Source organism: Pseudomonas kribbensis (assembly GCF_003352185.1).
Lineage (GTDB): Bacteria > Pseudomonadota > Gammaproteobacteria > Pseudomonadales > Pseudomonadaceae > Aquipseudomonas > Aquipseudomonas kribbensis.
Window position 1 is genome coordinate 3,463,907 of record NZ_CP029608.1, and the last position, 17,293, is coordinate 3,481,199.

Sequence of the window (17,293 nt, forward strand, 5' to 3'; positions counted from 1 at the left end):
AAAAGGATCGAACCATGACCTCCGTAGCTGATGCCGTAAAAGCAATGCAAGCCAAGTTCAACCCAGCCGCTGCTGCCGGTCTGGATCTGGTCTTCGGTTTCAACATCACTGACGAAGACAAGCAATACGCCCTGATCGTCAAAGACGGCACTTGCGACATCCAGGAAGGCGAAAACGCCGACGCCAACTGCACGCTGGTGCTGGACAGCGAAACCCTGAAAGGCATCGTCAGCGGCGAAACCGACGGCATGCAGGCCTTCATGGGCGGTAAGCTGCGCGTTGAAGGCGACATGATGCTGTCGATGAAACTGTCCGAGCTGTTCCCGGCGTAAGTCGCAGACCAGCCCAAAAAAATCCCGCCCCGATGGCGGGATTTTTCGTTTCGGCGTCATGGGATGCCAGCGGCGTCCAGCTCCTTGAAGACCTCACGATCGGCGATCTGGGTATCACTGTCGGGATACATCAACTGGACGTTGCCCTCGGGGATGATTTCACCTGTTTGCCCATCACGGGCGAAGGTGATGACATACCGCTCTCCCTGATACTTCAAGTAAATATTGTAATAATCCTGCGGTTTATCCGGCGCTGCGAAAGCGCTGTAGCGATAACGAATCCGCGGAATCAGCATCGGCCAAGTGTTGCCGAGCGAGTCGCCATTGACCGCCGCATCAGCCGCTTCGAGCGCCACAATGGCAGCCGCTACCACTTCATCGTTGTCGCTCGACTTGAAAGGCAATGGGCGGTTACGCAACATGGTTACGGCGCTTGCCTTGCCCTCGGCCACATCACGACGGTACAGGTCGTTACGAAACCATTTTGTTGCATCAAAACGGTTTTCTTCCGGACTCCAGTCGCCGTAATACATCATTACTTTCTCGCTCATCGCATCCTGCCTGGTGTGCAGATACAAACCCACTGCACTAAAAACCAGCAAAAAGGCCGCTATGACGCCCACGCGCTTGTAAAGATTGACGGTCATGGTTGCGCCGGTTGCCTTTGTTGAATTTCAGTTGCTGATCCGGCGACTGGACCGGGGCTGACAAGAAGGGGGGACGCGGAATCTACCGGTTCCGCGCCGACGATTAAAGCCTGATCACCTGCCTCCCCGACGCTGTCGTGACTGCATTCACAAAAGATGCCGCCAGCAACTCGCGCGTGTACGGATGCTGCGCAGCGTGAAACAACTCGTTCGTTTCGCCACGCTCCACCACTTCGCCATCCTTCATCACGATCAGATCATGGGCCAGTGCCCGCACCACCGCCAGATCATGGCTGATGAACAGATACGTCAGCCCGTGCTCTTCCTGCAATCGACGCAACAGCGCAACGATCTGTTTCTGCACCGTGCGATCCAGTGCCGAAGTGGGCTCGTCCAGCAGGATCAGATCCGGCTTGAGCACCAGCGCCCGGGCGATGGCGATGCGTTGCCGCTGCCCGCCGGAAAACTCGTGGGGATAGCGATGACGTGTCGCCGGGTCGAGTCCCACTTCCCGCAGGACATCGATCACGGTCTGCTCGCGCTCCTGCGCGTTCAAGTCACTGTGAACCTGCAAACCCTCGACGATGATCTGCTCCACGCACAAGCGCGGACTGAGGCTGCCGAACGGGTCCTGAAACACCACTTGCAGGCGCTTGCGCAATGGTCGCAGTTGTTTGCCGCTCAGATGTTCCAGCGCTTCACCCTCGAAGCGGATACTGCCCTCGGCTTCGATCAGGCGCAGGATCGCCTGCCCGAGGGTGGATTTTCCCGATCCGGATTCACCGACGATTCCCAGGGTCCGGCCACGTTGCAGGCTCAGATCAATGCCATTGACCGCGTGCAGCCAGGACTTGCGGCGCAGCCAGCCACCACCGAGCTGGAAGCGCACGTTGAGATCGCGCACTTGCAGCAGATCCTCCGCACTGCCCCTGTGCAGCGCCACGCCGCCGGGTTCGGCATTGAGCAGTTCGATGCTGTAGGGATGCTGCGGCGCCCGGAATAACTGCTCGCAAGTCGCTTGCTCGACGATCTCGCCAGCGCGCATCACCGCCACCCGCTGGGCGATGGTGCGCACCAGATTCAAGTCATGGCTGATGATCAGCAGCGCCATGCCCAGTCGTTGTTGCAGGTCCTTGAGTAACAGCAGGATCTTGCGTTGCACGGTAACGTCGAGGGCAGTGGTCGGCTCATCAGCGATCAATAACTGAGGCTCACACGCCAGCGCCATGGCGATCATCACTCGCTGTCGTTGCCCGCCGGAGAGCTGATGCGGATAAGCCTTCAAGCGTTCATGGGGGCGTTGTATGCCCACCAGCTCCAGCAACTCCAGAATCCGTTCCCGCGCCGCAGCCCCGGCCAGGCCCTTGTGCAGCGCCAGACTTTCGCCCAGTTGCCGCTCGATGCTGTGCAACGGGTTCAGCGAACTCATCGGCTCCTGAAAGATCATCGCGATCCGGTTGCCGCGCAATTGCCGCAGATAACGCTCATGCACGCCGAGCAACTCTTCGCCCTCATAGCGGATGCTGCCATCGATCTGTGTGATGTTCGGGTCGAGCAGTTGCAGGATGCTGTGTGCCGTCACCGACTTGCCGGAACCGGACTCGCCCACCAGCGCCAGGCATTCGCCCGGGCGGATATCGAGATCGATGCCGTGGACCACTTCCTGGTCTTTGAAGGCAACCCGAAGGTCGCGTATTTCGATCAAATGTTCACGCATATCAAGTCCTCGGGTCGAAGGCATCACGGCAGGCTTCGCCGATGAAGACGAGCAATGAAAGAATCAGCGCGAGCGCAAAGAACGCCGTCAGGCCCAGCCATGGCGCTTGCAGATTGGTCTTGCCCTGACCGATCAACTCCCCCAGCGAAGCGCTGCCCGCCGGCATGCCGAAGCCGAGAAAGTCCAGTGCCGACAAGGTCGCAATCGCCCCGGTAAGAATGAACGGCAGGTACGTCAGCGTCGCACTCATGGCGTTGGGCAGGATGTGCCGCACGATCACCTGCGCATCGCCGACACCCAGCGCCCGCGCAGCTTTCACGTATTCCAGCCCCCGGCTACGCAGGAACTCGGCGCGCACCACGTCCACCAGGCTCAGCCAGGAAAACAGCGCCATGATCCCCAGCAGCCACCAGAAATTCGGCTCGACGAATCCGGACAGAATGATCAGCAGATACAGCACCGGCAACCCCGACCAGACCTCCAGCAAACGCTGCCCGAGCAGATCGACCCAACCGCCGTAATAGCCTTGCAACGCGCCGGCGGCGATGCCGATAAGCGCACTGACGGTGGTCAGTGCCAAGGCAAACAGCAGCGACACCCGGGTGCCGAAGATCACCCGCGCCAGCACATCCCGCGCCTGATCATCGGTACCCAGCCAGTTTTCGCCGGAGGGCGGGCTCGGTGCCGGTTCCGTGAGGTCGTAATTGACCGTGTCGAAACCGAACGGGATAGGCGCAAACCACATTCGCCCGCCCTGCCCCTCGATCAGTTCACGCACTTGGGCGCTGCGATAGTCAGGCTGGAACGGCAGCTCGCCGCCGAAATCCTGTTCGGTGTAGCGCTTGAAGGCCGGGAAGTACCATTCACCTTGAAACGTCACCAGCAACGGTTTGTCGTTGGCGACCAGTTCACCTCCAAGGCTCAATCCGAAGAGTGCGAGAAACAGCCACAATGACCACCAGCCGCGACGATGAGCCTTGAAGCGCGCCCAGCGGCGCTGCCCGATGGGAGAAAGTGTCAGCATCAGGCAGCCCTCGCCGTAAAGTCGATACGCGGATCGACCAGCGTGTAGCACAGGTCGCCCAGCAGTTTTATCAAGAGCCCGAACAGGGTGAAGATGAACAGCGAACCGAACACCACGGGGTAATCCCGCGACACCGCCGCTTCGTAGCTCAGGCGTCCGAGGCCGTCGAGGGAGAAGATCACCTCGATCAGCAACGAACCGCCGAAGAACACCGTCACCAGAGCCTGGGGCAACCCAGCGACCACCAACAGCATCGCGTTGCGAAACACATGCCCGTACAACACCTGCCGCTCGCTCAGTCCCTTGGCCCGGGCCGTGACCACATACAGCCGCGAGATCTCGTTGAGAAAACTGTTCTTGGTCAGGATCGTCAGCGTCGCGAAACCGCCGATCACCAGCGCGCTGACCGGCAATACCAGATGCCAGAAGTAATCCACCACCTTGCCCCACAGCGTCAGCTCGGCGAAGTTGTCCGAGACCAGACCCCGCACCGGAAACCAGTCCAGCGCCGTGCCGCCGGCAAACACCACGATCAACAGCAGCGCAAACAGAAACCCCGGCATCGCATAACCGATGATGATCGCTGCACTGCTCCAGACATCGAATGCCGAACCGTTGCGCACGGCTTTGCGGATGCCCAGCGGGATCGACACCAGATAGGTGATCAACGTCGCCCACAACCCCAGCGACAAGGTCACCGGGAGTTTCTGCCAGATCAGTTCAGTGACCGTCGCACCTCGGAAAAAACTCTTGCCGAAATCCAGTTGTGCGTAGCTCTTGAGCATCAGCCACAAGCGCTCGCTGGCGGGTTTGTCGAAGCCGTACTGACGCTCGATATCGGCCACCAGTTTCGGGTCCAGGCCACGGGTCGCACGGGACTCGCCGCCAATGGTTTCGACATGGCTGGCGCCCACCGCCCCGCCGACACCGATGCCTTGCAAACGGGCGATGGCCTGCTCCACCGGTCCACCGGGCGCGGCCTGCACGATCACGAAGTTCACCAGCAGAATCGCCAGCAGGGTCGGCACGATCAGCAGCAGACGCCGCAGGCTATAACCCCACATGGGCGAACTCCTTTTGCTGTTTTTGCGCCTGATTGGCGGTCAACGCCGTAGGGCTGATTTCCCACCAGGTGTCGAGACCGGCGTCATACAGCGGAGCAATCGCCGGCCGGCCAAAACGGTTCCACCACACCGTGGAAATGCCCGGCGGGTAATAGTTGGGAATCCAGTAGTAGCCCCACTGCAGCACCCGATCCAGCGCCCGGGCATGGCGCAAGAGGCTTTCACGGCTGTCGGCCTGCACCACGCCTTCGAGCAACGCATCCACCGCCGGATCGCGCAGCACCATGTAGTTGTTGGAACCCGGATCATCGGCACCGTCGGAGCCGAAGTAATTGAACATCTCGCGCCCCGGCGCCTGACTCACCGGGTAACCGACAACGATCATGTCGTAGTCGCGACTGCGCACCCGATTGGTGTATTGCGCGGTGTCGACCTGACGGATATCGAAGCCGATGCCGATCTGCGCCAGGTTGCGTTTGAACGGCAGGAGCAGGCGCTCGAAGCCTTTCTGGCCGTTGAGAAAAGTGAATTGCAGCGGCTCGCCTTGAGCATTCACTAGTTGATCGCCGCTAGGTTTCCATCCTGCGGCCTCCAACAGTTTCAACGCCTGCAACTGTTGCGCGCGAATGTTGCCGCTACCGTCGGTGCACGGCGCCTCGAACACTTGGCTGAACACCTCATCGGGGATCTTGCCGCGCCAAGGTTCGAGGATCTTCAACTCTTCGGCGTCCGGCAATTCAGTGGCCGACAGCGCGCTATGGGAAAAGTAACTGCGTTGGCGCAAGTACATGCTGCGCATCATCTGTCGGTTGCTCCACTCGAAATCCCAGAGCATGGCAATCGCCTGCCGCACACGCCGATCCTGAAACATCGGTTTCTGCAGGTTGAACACGAATCCCTGAGCCCCTTGAGCCGCGCCGGGTGCGAGGTGTTCACGCAACAACTTGCCCTGCTCCAGCGCCGCGCCGGCATAACCGATGGTGTAACTGGTGGCGGAGAATTCGCGGTTGTAATCGAAGCCGCCGGCCTTGAGCACTTGTCGCGACACGTCGGTGTCGGCAAAGAATTCCACACTCAACTGATCGAAGTTGTAGAGCCCGCGGCTGATTGGCAGATCCTTGCCCCACCAGTCCTGAACCCGCTGGAATTTCACACTGCGACCGGCATCCACCGCACTGACCCGATAGGGGCCGCTGCCGGGCGGAATCTCGAAACCGGCGCCTTCGGCAAAGTCCCGCGTGCGCCACCAGTGCTCGGGCAGCACGGGCAGCACGGCCAGGTCCAGCGGCAAGGTTCGGCTGTCGTTATTCTTGAAGACGAAGCGCACCTGGGTTGGCGACTCGACCTGCACCTCGGAGACATCGCGAAACTGCTGCCGATACTTCAGGCTGCCCTGTGTGGTGAACAGCTCGAAGGTGTAGCGCACGTCCTCGGCGGTGATCGGCGTGCCGTCATCGAAACGCGCCGCTGGATTGAGATAGAAACGTACCCAGCGTCGATCCGCATCCAGCTCCATCCGTTGCGCCACCAGACCGTAGACGCTGTAAGGCTCGTCCTTGCTGCGATAAGCCAGCGGCGCATAAAGCCAGCCGTCGATTTCGGCGACCCCGGTGCCTTTGTCGATGTAGGGAATCAGGTGATCGAACGGACCGCTTTCCAGCGAAGAACGCCGCAAGCTGCCGCCCTTGGGCGCATCGGGATTGGCGTAGGCCAGGTGCTGGAAGTCCGGGGCGTACTTCGGGGCTTCGCCGTAGACCGTGAGGGCATGCTGAGGCTGCGCAAATATCGCCGGGCTCAGCAGAAGACATACGCCCAGCAAAGTGAGTCTGGAAAACATGGGCAGATCCTTTAACCGCGTGCCTGCCTGATTGTGCTGTGCAACAGGCGCGCACTTTTTATAGGGCCGGTTTTAGAACGATGGGTTACTAAAACCGGCCATGTCTGGTCATTTTCAGAACTTGTAGTTGAGCCGCGTGTACAGCGTTCGCCCGAACGGGTCGCCGTATTTCGGGTCGTAGCCGCTCTGAAAGGTGTAGGTCTGGTTACTGAATGGCGGCTCGCGATCGAACAGGTTTTTTACCCCCAGCGTCACCGCCAGGGTCTTGCGCCAGGTGTAGGTGCCGGCCACGTCCCAGGCGTTGTAGGAGCCAACGTAGTCGTGGGTCTCGCGGTCCGAGTCGTGATAACCGCTGGTGTAGCGGTTGGTCAGGCTCGCGCCGAACGGGCCGTAGTTCCAGCTGCCGGTCAGGCTGTGGCGCCAGCGGGCCACCGCACCGGCCGACGCGAAGTCACCCCCGCGAAAATCTCCGAGCTTGTCGATGAAATCGCCCTTGAGCTGCTGCTGATACTCGTAACGGCTGACGTAGGTGCCTTGCAGGCCGATGCCGAAATCACCGTAGGACGTGCTCGGCAGGCGATAGTCGAAGCTCACATCGACGCCGTTGGTCTTGATCTTGCCGAGGTTGGCCAGGCCGGTGACGACGTGATCGATGGAGCCGTCAGGCTTGCGGATCAAGCGTTCCGGATACAGTTCCGGGTTCTCGAACACCGCCGACTCGGGGAACTCGGCGATCTGGTTGGCGATGCTGATCCACCAGAAATCCAGCCCGGTGGTCAGGCGATCGAACGGCTGATAAACGAAACCGACGGTGACGTTGCGCGCGGTTTCCGGGCTAAGGTCCGTGTTGCCGCCCGTGGTCCGGTTGAACTGCTGGGCGCAGTCGCGGTTGGCGATCCCGCCATTGCTCGGATTGCCACCGGCACACAGGCGCGGGTCGTTGTAGTTGGCATTGGTGAAGGTGGTGAAATTCGGGTTATAGAGTTCATACAGCGACGGCGCGCGGAAACCTTCGCTGTAAGCGCCGCGAACCACCAGTTCTTTGAACGGCTGGAAACGGAACGAGTATTTCGGATTCGTCGTGCTGCCGAAATCGCTGTACTTGTCATGCCGCACGGCAGCGGACAACTCCAGGCTGTCGAGCACCGGCACATTGACTTCGGCATATTGTGCCGAGACGCTGCGATCCCCTGACACGCTGCCGTTGGGGTCCACGCCGAGGCTCTGCACATCACCGGCAAACGCGGCGAAGTCCTGATGGAAGTCTTCCTTGCGGTACTCGCCGCCCAGTGCCAATGCCGATGGACCGGCGCCGAACCAGTCGCCGATCTCGCGGCTGACACGGCCGTCAATCGCCTTCACCCGACCCACGGCAGTTGCGTAATCACCGTCCACCGCGTTGGCCGCCAGCAATGCCGAACCGGCAGCCGTCTGCGACCCGAACGGGTTGATCACGCCATTGGCGATCCCCTGGCTGACGGCGCGGTCGTTCACGTAACCACTGCGGATCGTGTTGACCACTTTGTTCTGGTTGTACGAAGCGCCAAGGTTGTAATCCCACCCCACCAGCGTGCCGTCGAAATTCAGCAGCAGGCGCTGACCGGTGTTGTCGTCTTCGTGGCGGCGGGCGCCGACCGCCGTTTCACGCCAGTTCACGTCCACCGGCTGCATTGAATCAAGGGCAAAACCGCTAGGTCCGGGGGTGATGCCGTTGCCCGGATAAAACGCCGTGCCGGGATTGACCTGATTACCCATCAGGGTGCCGGGACCGATCTGGGTGCGGTTTTCATTGCGTGCCCAGAAGTATTCGAGGCTGACGTTGTGATCGTCCGACAGCTTGCCGGTGGCTTTGGCGAAAGCCGAGGTCTTTTCGGTTTCCGGCACCAGATCCAGGTAATTCCACAGACTCTGGCGGCAGATGCCGTTACGCGACAGCAGGCCCGGTGCATTGCAACCGGATCCCGCCAACGGGTTGGTAGCGTTGCTGCCCTGGCTCCAGTTGGCCGGTGATGCCGTGCCAGAGGTGTAATCGAGCCCTCGCCCCGGCTGGTAGTTGTAGGTGTAACCACGATCTTCAGCGGCCAGCCGTTGCTGCTTGTCGTAACTCACGACGCCGAAGACGTTGAAGCGATCGTCCTGCAAATCACCGAATCCCCAGCTGCCGCTGAAGTTACGGCTTTCACCACCGCCGGAGTGCGTCGGCGTGTCGTAACTCGTACTGATCTGACCTTCGGTGAGGCTGGTCTTGGTGATGAAGTTGATCACCCCGCCAATCGCATCGGTGCCATATAGCGCCGAAGCCCCATCACGCAGCACTTCCACCCGGTCGATGGCGGCGAACGGAATGGTATTGAGGTCCACACCGGAGCCATTGATGGCGTTGGTTGCGTTGTTGCTCAAGCGGCGGCCGTTGAGCAGCACCAGCGTCTTGTTCGGGCCGATACCGCGCAGGTCGGCATAAGACGCCCCGCCGCTGCTCGAACCCACCGAACGTCCGGAACCTACGGAGGACTGGTTGGCAGAGATGCGGTTGACCAGTTCTTCAGTCGTCGTCACACCCTGCTTCTGCAATTCTTCCACCCGAAGGATGGTGACCGGTACCGCCGTTTCGGCATCGACCCGACGGATCGCGGTGCCGGTGACTTCAACCCGTTGCAATTGAGTGGTCGGTTCTATGGCACTGCTGTCGGCGGCAAGCGCCGGAAATGTGTTGATCGCCAGCAGCAAGGCCAGGCTCAACGGGGATCTAACGGGTGAAAATCGAATCATGAACAGCCATCCCTGCGTTTTGGTTTATGCAGGGATGTGCGATGGCAGATGGGGATTTATAGGGCGCGATTTAGACCGTTGGGTGCTGAGGTTATGCAAATCGATAAGCCCACTCATCAACTCAAAACCATCTCCTTGAGCAAACGGGTATCCAGCCCGAACCGCTCCTGCGAGACCATCCTGAACTGCCCCTCTGCCAAATCGCAGCTCACCAGCAAGTTCCACGAATGCCGGGTTGCCGCCGAAGGAATCAGTACAAACGGGTGTTCGGCCAGCAACGCGTCGGCAAACAATTGCTGATTGGGTGAAGGCTGCGCAGGACTCAGCCAGTAAGGGTTCGGCACCTCTTCGGGCTGCACGATTTTTACCTTCGCATTGTTGATGACTTCGAAACACGTCAAAACATAAGGTTCGCGGTCCAGGGCATCAAAACTGCGGTTGGCTGCCACCTCCAGAATGGCCGACGACGGATCGACTGACGCGTAGACAACGCGTCGTCCGGGAATATTCCATCGACCGCCTTTCAGCTTCGATCCGATCCCGCTGTCCCACGTGCCTCCGTAAACCTCGGGATCCAGCCGCCAGGCATACCAATGTTTGTCCCACGGCAAGGGGTTCATGGGTAAACCCCGTAGATCAGCTGCACCAGATACTGCTCCACCATCTGAAAACCCAATGGATGCAGGGTCAATTCCAGCGGCACTTGGCCGTGAAAATAGGTAGAGGGTTTCTGCATCCAGTCCTCCGCCCGTGGTTGCCCCCCGAAGGCCCGAATGGCCAGCTCCAGCACCAATGCATATTGGTAGGCGATGACGCTCTGCTGTGGGTCAAGCCGTATCGGTTCATCCTCCTTCAGCAGTCGCCGGATCGTTCTGACCGACTTGCCAGTGATGAGTTTGACCACGTCGCCTTGCTGGTAAAGCTCGGAGGTTGAAAGCATGTCGACGACGTCTTTCAACTCAAAGCCTTCATTCGTAAGGTGAACGATCAGCATGGCGTCATCACCGATGTTCCGGCCATGCACGAGCAATTCGACAGGCTTGCCCTCAACCTTCTTCAAACCCGTCAACCGGGGTACCTTTGCACTGGGCAACGCGACGTCCTCCATGGGGCATCTGGCACGATCAGCGCGCCATTGATGGCAGGTGGAATAAGCAGGCGTTTCGTATTCGAGGTGTGCAGTACGCATGATCCATCCATTATCAGATGGCCTGAACGTCCAGGCCGTTTACGACTTCAATGTCACAGCCGATGCTATAGATCACGCTTCCGACGACCAACCTGAAAAAGTCGTCGGAAATATCCCCGTTTTCACGCAAAACCCGCTTGTTTCCGTAGGACGTTCCGGGCGAAAAGTCTTATCCCCCGAAGTGATAACTCACATCCAGCCACCACTGACGCCCGTAAGGGTCGTAGTTGCCGGTCGGGTAATACGGCCAGCCTGCCGAGTCGTCATGTTTGACCTGATTGAGCAGGTTGTTGACGGTCAGCCCGACACTCGCCCGGTCGTTCAAGCGATAGCGCGCACTGGCGTTGAACACCGTCCACGGTGACAGGCGGCCATCGCCCGCGCCGTTGGTGACGGAGCCATATCGGATGCCCATCAGGGTCGCCGTGGCCTTCTGATAATCCCAGGTCAGGCTGGCGTTGACCTTGCTGCGCCAGTCGTAGTTGCTGCGCGAAGTGCGCAAGTCCTGGGTCGGGGCTTCGTCCGATTCCTTGTAGAAATGCGACAGCACCAAGGTGTAGCCAAGCGCCGAACTGAACGCGCCGTACTGGCCCGCACCCCAGCGAATGTTGCTCTTGAAATCGAGACCGCTGACCCGCTCGCTGGCGGCGTTGATCGCATTGACCCGCACCCGCTGCAACTGATTGGGATCGATGGCGGCATTGCCGGGATTACGATCGACGCGTGCCAGGGTGGACTGGCAGTTGGCCGAGTTGATGTCCTGAGTGCCGTTGCGGCATTCGTTCTCTTCCTGCAACAGGCGGTTTTCGTCGACGGTGGTCAGCAGGTCGTCGATTTCCACCCGCCAGAAGTCAGTGGAGAAATCAAAGTTGCGCGACGGCGACCAGACAAACCCGTAGGTCCACGATTTGCCGCGTTCGGATTGCAGATCCGCCGTGCCGCTCTGGGTGTAGTCGACCCGCCCGCGATCACAGGCGCCTTCCACGCCCTGGCTGCAGCCGTAGTAGTCGATCTGCGCCGGGTAGTAGCCGTTGCTGTCGGACTGGTAGATGTAATTCAGGTCCGGCGCACGAAAACTGGTGCCGTAACTGCCGCGCAGCAACAGGCTGGTGATCGGCCGCCACTCCAGGCCGAGGTTGTAGGTTTTCTGCTGCTCGGTGCGGCCGCTGAATTTGTATTGGTCCCAACGCCCCGCCGCTGTCGCCAGCACAGTGTCAGTGACCGGAATGCTGAATTCGCCGCCCGCCGCATAGCGCTTGCGCGAACCGCCAGAGCTTTGCGCCGGGGTCACGCCATAAAAACTGCCATCATTGAGGTGGTCGTCCGGGTCGATGCGGTATTCCTGTTTGCCCGCTTCCAGTACGCCGGCAAATCCGACCGGCCCGGCTGGCAGGTCAAACAGATCGCCATTGACCGAGGCGTTGTAACTGGTGGACACCGACTTGCTACTCTGGGTCAGGTCACCGCGAAACTGCTGCCATTCCTGCGGCGTCAACGGCCGGTCGAGACGCGAAGCATCAGGGGAGAACACCGGGTAACCGCCGCGTGTGCCGAGCTGAGGGCCGAGGTAAAAATCCTGAATCGACGACAGCGGCGTGTAGCGTGTGGTGCGCACGCTTTTGTATTCCGAGCGGTTGGCCGCCAGATCATAGTGCCAGCCGGTGTCGGCGATCTTGTCCGACAGCCCGAGGGTTCCTGTCCATGACGTATCGCGCCACTTGCTGTTGTTACTGGTGCGCCCGCCGATTTCCTCTTCACCGAAACGCCGATACCAACGCTCCAGATTGCCGCTGTTCTGGTTGATGAAGTCTGGCGAAGTAAAGGTCGGGCCGCGGGTGTTGTTCTGGATGTGGTCGAGCCCGTACATCAGGTCAGCGAACACCTGACCGCTGTCGCTGAAATGCCAGGTGCCGCGGGTGTAGCCGTCGTAGTTTTCCTTTTGCGTCTGGATCGTCCAGTAATCGTTGTACATCTGGTCGGTGCGGCAGCGCCCGCCGCTGTTGAACAGCTTGTTGTCGAACGTGTCTTGATAAGCACCGCAGCCTGGTCCCAGGTACCGGTTATTGCTCAGGTCGCGACGGTAACCGACATCCGCCAGCGGCCCGCTCTGCATGAAGCCCCGGTCATCGGCCCAGATCGGATCGCGGTTGGTCAGCTCAAGTCCGAACAAGCCATCGAAGTCCCCCCAACTGCCGCCGCCACTGATCTGCAACCGCTGATTGTCACCGCCACCGCGTTCGCTGGTGCCGCCCTTGAGGTTCACGTCGACGCCATTCATCTTGTCCTTGAGGATGATGTTCACCACCCCGGCAATCGCATCCGAACCGTAGATCGCCGAGGCGCCGCTGCTGAGGATTTCGATGCGGTCGATGATCGCCGAAGGAATGTTCGCCAGGTTGGTGAAGTTGACCTTGCCGTCGTACGGTGTCGGGTAATCGGCGACCCGCCGGCCGTTGATCAGCACCAGCGTGTGGTTGGGGCCAAGCCCGCGCAGGTTGAGTGCGCTGGCGGCCGGTTGCCAGGTGTTGCCGTAGTCTTCGCCCTGGGTCATGCCGGTGTTCTGGGTTTGCGTGGCGAGGGCGTCGTAGACGTTCTTGTAGCCCCGCGCTTCCATTTCTTCGTGGGTGATGACGTTGACCGGGGTCGCACCATCGCTCTGCGCCCGGGCGATACGCGAGCCGGTGACCGTGACCTTTTCCATACGGTAATCGGCGCTGCTGGTGGGCACCACGGCAGCAGCTTTCACGGGCACCGCGCTCGGCGCGTCAGCCTGGCGAATGCTCAAACCCTGAGTACCCTGCTCGACTTGCAGACCGCTGCCGAGCAACGCCTTCTCCACCGCCTGCCGGCCACCCAACGCACCGCGCACTGCATTGCTGCGCTTGCCCTGCACCAGATTCTGGCTGAAGGAAATCGGCACGCCGGTCTGGCGCGAGATGTCCAGCAACACCTCGTCGAGCGCTCCCGGGGCGATGTCGAAAGTGAACACCTGAGTGGCGGCATCTTGCGCCAGAACGGCCGAAGGAACGATGCCCATCGCCAGCGCGGCGGCCAGCGTCAGACGGGTTGATTGTTGTTTGAATGAGAACATCGAGGGGCTTCCCTGTTGAAGGCGTCTGCAGGGAATGAGCAGCGGGCCGGCGCTTTTTATAGGGGGGCGGATAGACCGGGAAGTTATGGTTTTATAACCGCGCTTCGATGCTCACCCAGTACGGGTTGTGCCAGGTCACGCGGATCGGCAGCGAGCGTTCGAGCAACTGCAAGGTGCGGTCGCTGTCGTCCAGCGGATAGAGGCCGCTGAGGCGCAGACCGGCGACTTCGGGGCTGAGGTGCAGAATCCCGCGCCGATAGCTGCGCAGGCTGTCGATGACTTCGCTCAAGGGGCGGTCGCGCACTTCGAGGCGTCCCTGAACCCAGGCGCTTTCCTGTCCCTTGCTGCGTTCCAGAGCGAGGATCTCCCGTTCGTTGAACAACAGGCTTTCGCCGGCCTCCACCACTTGCCGCGCGCCGCCGGCAGTGACCACTTCGACCTGCGAATGCAGCATCACCAGCCGCGTCGAATCCTCTGCGCGCTGCACCAAGAATTTCGTACCGAGGGCGCGCATCCGCCCGTGTTCGGTTTCGACCACAAACGGCCGGGCCGGATTTTTCGCCACATCAACCAGCAACTCACCGCTGCGCAGGGCCAGCAGACGCTCTGCGCTGTCGAATCGCGGCACCACGCGGCTGCGGGCGTTCAGCATCAAGGTGCTGCCATCTTCCAGCGTGAATTCACGTCGCTCGCCTGTTCCGGTCGACAACTCGCCGGCCTCGGGCAACCAGCCATAACGTCGCCCGAGCAGCCCGGCCAGCACCGCGAGGCCGAGCACGCTCAGGCTGCCGCTGATGAATCGACGACGGCTGCTGGAGGGCGCATTCAGGCTGTGCAGCACACTCTCGCGGGGCAACCCGCGCAGGTTCGCATGGCGCAACAGATTCAGTCCGCCGCCCATTTGCTCGATGATCTGCTGATGCCGTGGGTCCGCAGCACGCCAGGCGTCGAACGCTGCGCGCTCTTGCAGGCTGACATCCCCCGACTGCAACAACGCCATCCATTGCGCCGCTTCGTCGATCAGCGTTTCGTCCGGTCTCATGCCTGCATCGCCTGATAGCAACGTTTGAAGGCTTCGACCATGTACTGCTGCACCCGACTGGTGGAGACGCCGAGGCGTTCGCCGATTTCGCTGTAGGTCAGGCCGTCGAGCTGATGGTAGAGAAACGCAGCCTTGGCCTTCGCTGACAAGCCGTTGAGCAAGCGATCCACCGCCAGCAGCGCTTCGATCACCAGTTCCCGTTCCTCCGGCGACGGATGCACTGGCTCCGGCGCCAGCGCCAGGCTTTGCAGATAGGCGCGTTCCAGATCCTGACGGCGCCAGCCTTCGTAGACCAGACGCCGGGCAATTGTGGTCAGCAGTGCGCGAGGTTCGCGAATGGCCAGCGGGTCAGGCAATGCCAGCACCCGCAGAAAGGTTTCCGAAGCAATGTCCTGTGCGCTGTGCGGGCAGCCGAGGGTACGGCTGACTGCGGCGCATAACCATCGGTAGTCCTTTTGGAACATTTGCCCGATGAGTTGGTAATGCGGGTTGTGACTCCCCATGCCTTACTCCCTGAAAACGGGCTCCACCCGCTGCGAAAATCCATGGATACGCCGGGATCGTCCGGCGTTGATCAGGGCTGCGACTGTGCAATAGCGTCGCGGACATTTGAAGTAATAAAAAATCAGGATATGCAAACCATTGAGCATAAGACGCTTTGTCGCCACGGCAACATTGGCTGACACAACGTTGATCTCGATCAGTGGCGCCCGCCACGCCACTCTCTAACCTTGCGCCTCCATCGATAGCCACGGACGGCTCACCGGAGCCTGCGGCTGACCTTTCAAGGAAGAGCAATCATGCGATCACTCAACATCATTCTTCTGTCTTCGGCGTTCAACGGTCTGACCCAACGTGCCTGGCTGGACCTGCGTCAGGCGGGCCATTCACCGAGCGTGGTGCTGTTCACCGATGAAGCCGCCGTGTGCGAACAGATCGAAAACAGCGGCGCCGATCTGGTGATCTGCCCGTTCCTCAAGGACCGCGTTCCCCATGCGCTGTGGAGCAATCCGCAACGTCCGGTGGTGATCATTCACCCCGGCATCGTCGGTGATCGCGGCGCCAGCGCGCTGGACTGGGCGATCATGCGCGAGCTGCCGTCCTGGGGCGTGACCGCCCTGCAAGCGGTGGAAGAAATGGACGCCGGCCCGGTCTGGGCCACCTGCGAATTCAACCTGCCGGCGGGCCTGCGCAAATCCGAGCTGTACAACGGCCGGGTCAGCGACGCGGCGATCCGTTGCATCCGCGAAGTGGTGGAGAAATTCATCGACGGTTTCGTCCCGGTGCCCCTGGATTACACCGATCCCAAAGTTCGCGGCTGCCTGCAACCGAACATGAAACAGGACGACCGCACCTTCAGCTGGCACGACTGCTCGCGTTTCATCAAGCGCTGCATCGATGCAGCGGACGGCCAGCCCGGCGTACTCGCCAGCCTCGCCGGTGGCCAGTATTACGTGTATGACGCGCACCTCGATCAGCGCACCGGCATCCCCGGCGAGATCCTTGCGGTACACGACGATGCGGTGCTGGTGGCCACCGGTGATCACAGTCTGTGGATCGGCTCGCTGCGACGCAAACCGCAACCAGGTGAAGAGACCTTCAAGCGTCCGGCGCGGCATGTGCTGGCCGGGCAATTGGCCGATGTACCGGTGCTGGACTGGTCGATTGCCAACGCACCGTTCAACGACGAGGCCTATCAGCCGATCCGCTATCGGGAATCCGGGCGGGTCGGCGAGCTGACGCTGGAGTTCTACAACGGCGCCATGAGCACCGAGCAGTGCCAACGAATGGTCGAGGCGCTGCGTTGGGCCAAGTCCCGCGACACGCAGGTGCTGCTGGTCAAGGGCGGGCGCGGGAGTTTTTCCAACGGTGTGCATTTGAATGTGATTCAGGCTGCCGAAGATCCGGGCGCAGAAGCGTGGGCCAATATCCAGGCCATCGACGATGTCTGCGCAGAATTGCTCAGTGCACGGCAACTGGTGGTCAGCGGGGTCACCGGCAATGCCGGCGCCGGTGGTGTGATGCTCGCTCTGGCGGCTGACATCGTGTTCGCCCGCGCCGACATCGTGCTCAACCCGCATTACAAAAGCATGGGCCTGTACGGCTCGGAATACTGGACCTACAGCCTGCCCCGCGCCGTCGGCCCGGCCATGGCCGAGCAACTGACCCAAGCCTGCCTGCCGGTCAGCGCTGCTCAGGCGTTGCAACTGGGGATGGTCCAGGAAATCGGTCCGCGTTGCCCGGACGAGTTCTCGCTGTGGCTGCTGCAACGGGCCAATTCGGTGCTGACCGATCCGACGTATGCGGCGGTGCGTGAACGCAAGCTGCGGGTCGATCATGAGTTGATCCGCCAATGCCGCGAAAGCGAGCTGCAAGAGATGCAGGAAGACATGCTCTACAACCGCAATCAGTTTGCCGAGAAGTGCCGCAATTTTGTCTACAAGCGCAAGACTTGCTGCACGCCGGCGCGGTTGGTGGAGGATTGGGCGCGGGTTCGGGAGGCTGAGTTGGCCGGTTGAATCCCGATGCAGGTTCGCGATTGCACGATGACGTGATCGCGAACCTGCACCTACAATGCCGG

General features: G+C 60.8%; 13 protein-coding genes. 2 read left to right on the forward strand and 11 right to left on the reverse strand.

Annotated elements, in window-relative coordinates:
* Positions 1-14 precede the first annotated feature (14 nt).
* A complete protein-coding gene (locus DLD99_RS15745) occupies positions 15-332 on the forward strand; it encodes an SCP2 sterol-binding domain-containing protein (RefSeq protein ID WP_114883460.1) in 318 nt (105 codons plus the stop codon).
* Positions 333-388: 56 nt separating this feature from the next.
* Here DLD99_RS15745 and DLD99_RS15750 read toward each other — a convergent pair whose 3' ends face one another.
* The 11 genes from DLD99_RS15750 to DLD99_RS15800 form a co-directional block, all read right to left on the reverse strand.
* Positions 389-979, reverse strand: coding sequence for a hypothetical protein (locus DLD99_RS15750; protein WP_114883462.1), 591 nt, complete (start codon positions 977-979; stop codon positions 389-391).
* Positions 980-1,082: 103 nt separating this feature from the next.
* On the reverse strand, positions 1,083-2,696 hold the full coding sequence (locus DLD99_RS15755) for an ABC transporter ATP-binding protein (RefSeq protein ID WP_114883464.1): 1,614 nt from the start codon (positions 2,694-2,696) through the stop codon (positions 1,083-1,085).
* 1 nt (position 2,697) lies between these two features.
* A complete protein-coding gene (locus tag DLD99_RS15760) occupies positions 2,698-3,720 on the reverse strand; it encodes an ABC transporter permease (RefSeq protein WP_114883466.1) in 1,023 nt (340 codons plus the stop codon).
* Positions 3,720-4,784: a microcin C ABC transporter permease YejB gene (locus DLD99_RS15765; RefSeq protein ID WP_114883468.1), complete on the reverse strand. Its 1,065-nt coding sequence runs from the start codon at positions 4,782-4,784 to the stop codon at positions 3,720-3,722. The genes DLD99_RS15760 and DLD99_RS15765 overlap by 1 nt, the downstream gene beginning before the upstream one ends.
* Positions 4,771-6,621, reverse strand: coding sequence for an extracellular solute-binding protein (locus DLD99_RS15770; protein WP_114883470.1), 1,851 nt, complete (start codon positions 6,619-6,621; stop codon positions 4,771-4,773). Before DLD99_RS15770 ends, DLD99_RS15765 begins: the two co-directional genes overlap by 14 nt.
* Before the next feature lie 114 nt (positions 6,622-6,735).
* Positions 6,736-9,390, reverse strand: coding sequence for a TonB-dependent receptor (locus tag DLD99_RS15775; RefSeq protein WP_114883472.1), 2,655 nt, complete (start codon positions 9,388-9,390; stop codon positions 6,736-6,738).
* Positions 9,391-9,506: 116 nt separating this feature from the next.
* Complete coding sequence (locus DLD99_RS15780) at positions 9,507-10,010, reverse strand: RES family NAD+ phosphorylase (protein ID WP_114883474.1); 504 nt, start codon at positions 10,008-10,010, stop codon at positions 9,507-9,509.
* Positions 10,007-10,498: an MbcA/ParS/Xre antitoxin family protein gene (locus DLD99_RS15785; RefSeq protein ID WP_114883476.1), complete on the reverse strand. Its 492-nt coding sequence runs from the start codon at positions 10,496-10,498 to the stop codon at positions 10,007-10,009. The genes DLD99_RS15780 and DLD99_RS15785 overlap by 4 nt, the downstream gene beginning before the upstream one ends.
* A gap of 250 nt (positions 10,499-10,748) precedes the next feature.
* Positions 10,749-13,670, reverse strand: coding sequence for a TonB-dependent receptor (locus DLD99_RS15790; RefSeq protein ID WP_114883478.1), 2,922 nt, complete (start codon positions 13,668-13,670; stop codon positions 10,749-10,751).
* 91 nt (positions 13,671-13,761) lie between these two features.
* Positions 13,762-14,712 (reverse strand): FecR domain-containing protein, encoded by a 951-nt coding sequence (locus DLD99_RS15795; RefSeq protein WP_114883480.1) that lies wholly within the window; start codon positions 14,710-14,712, stop codon positions 13,762-13,764.
* On the reverse strand, positions 14,709-15,215 hold the full coding sequence (locus DLD99_RS15800) for a sigma-70 family RNA polymerase sigma factor (RefSeq protein ID WP_085710106.1): 507 nt from the start codon (positions 15,213-15,215) through the stop codon (positions 14,709-14,711). The genes DLD99_RS15795 and DLD99_RS15800 overlap by 4 nt, the downstream gene beginning before the upstream one ends.
* 297 nt (positions 15,216-15,512) lie before the next feature.
* On the opposite strand from DLD99_RS15800, the gene DLD99_RS15805 reads away from it, so the two are divergent.
* Positions 15,513-17,231: a hydrogenase maturation protein gene (locus tag DLD99_RS15805; protein WP_114883482.1), complete on the forward strand. Its 1,719-nt coding sequence runs from the start codon at positions 15,513-15,515 to the stop codon at positions 17,229-17,231.
* Positions 17,232-17,293: the final 62 nt, after the last annotated feature.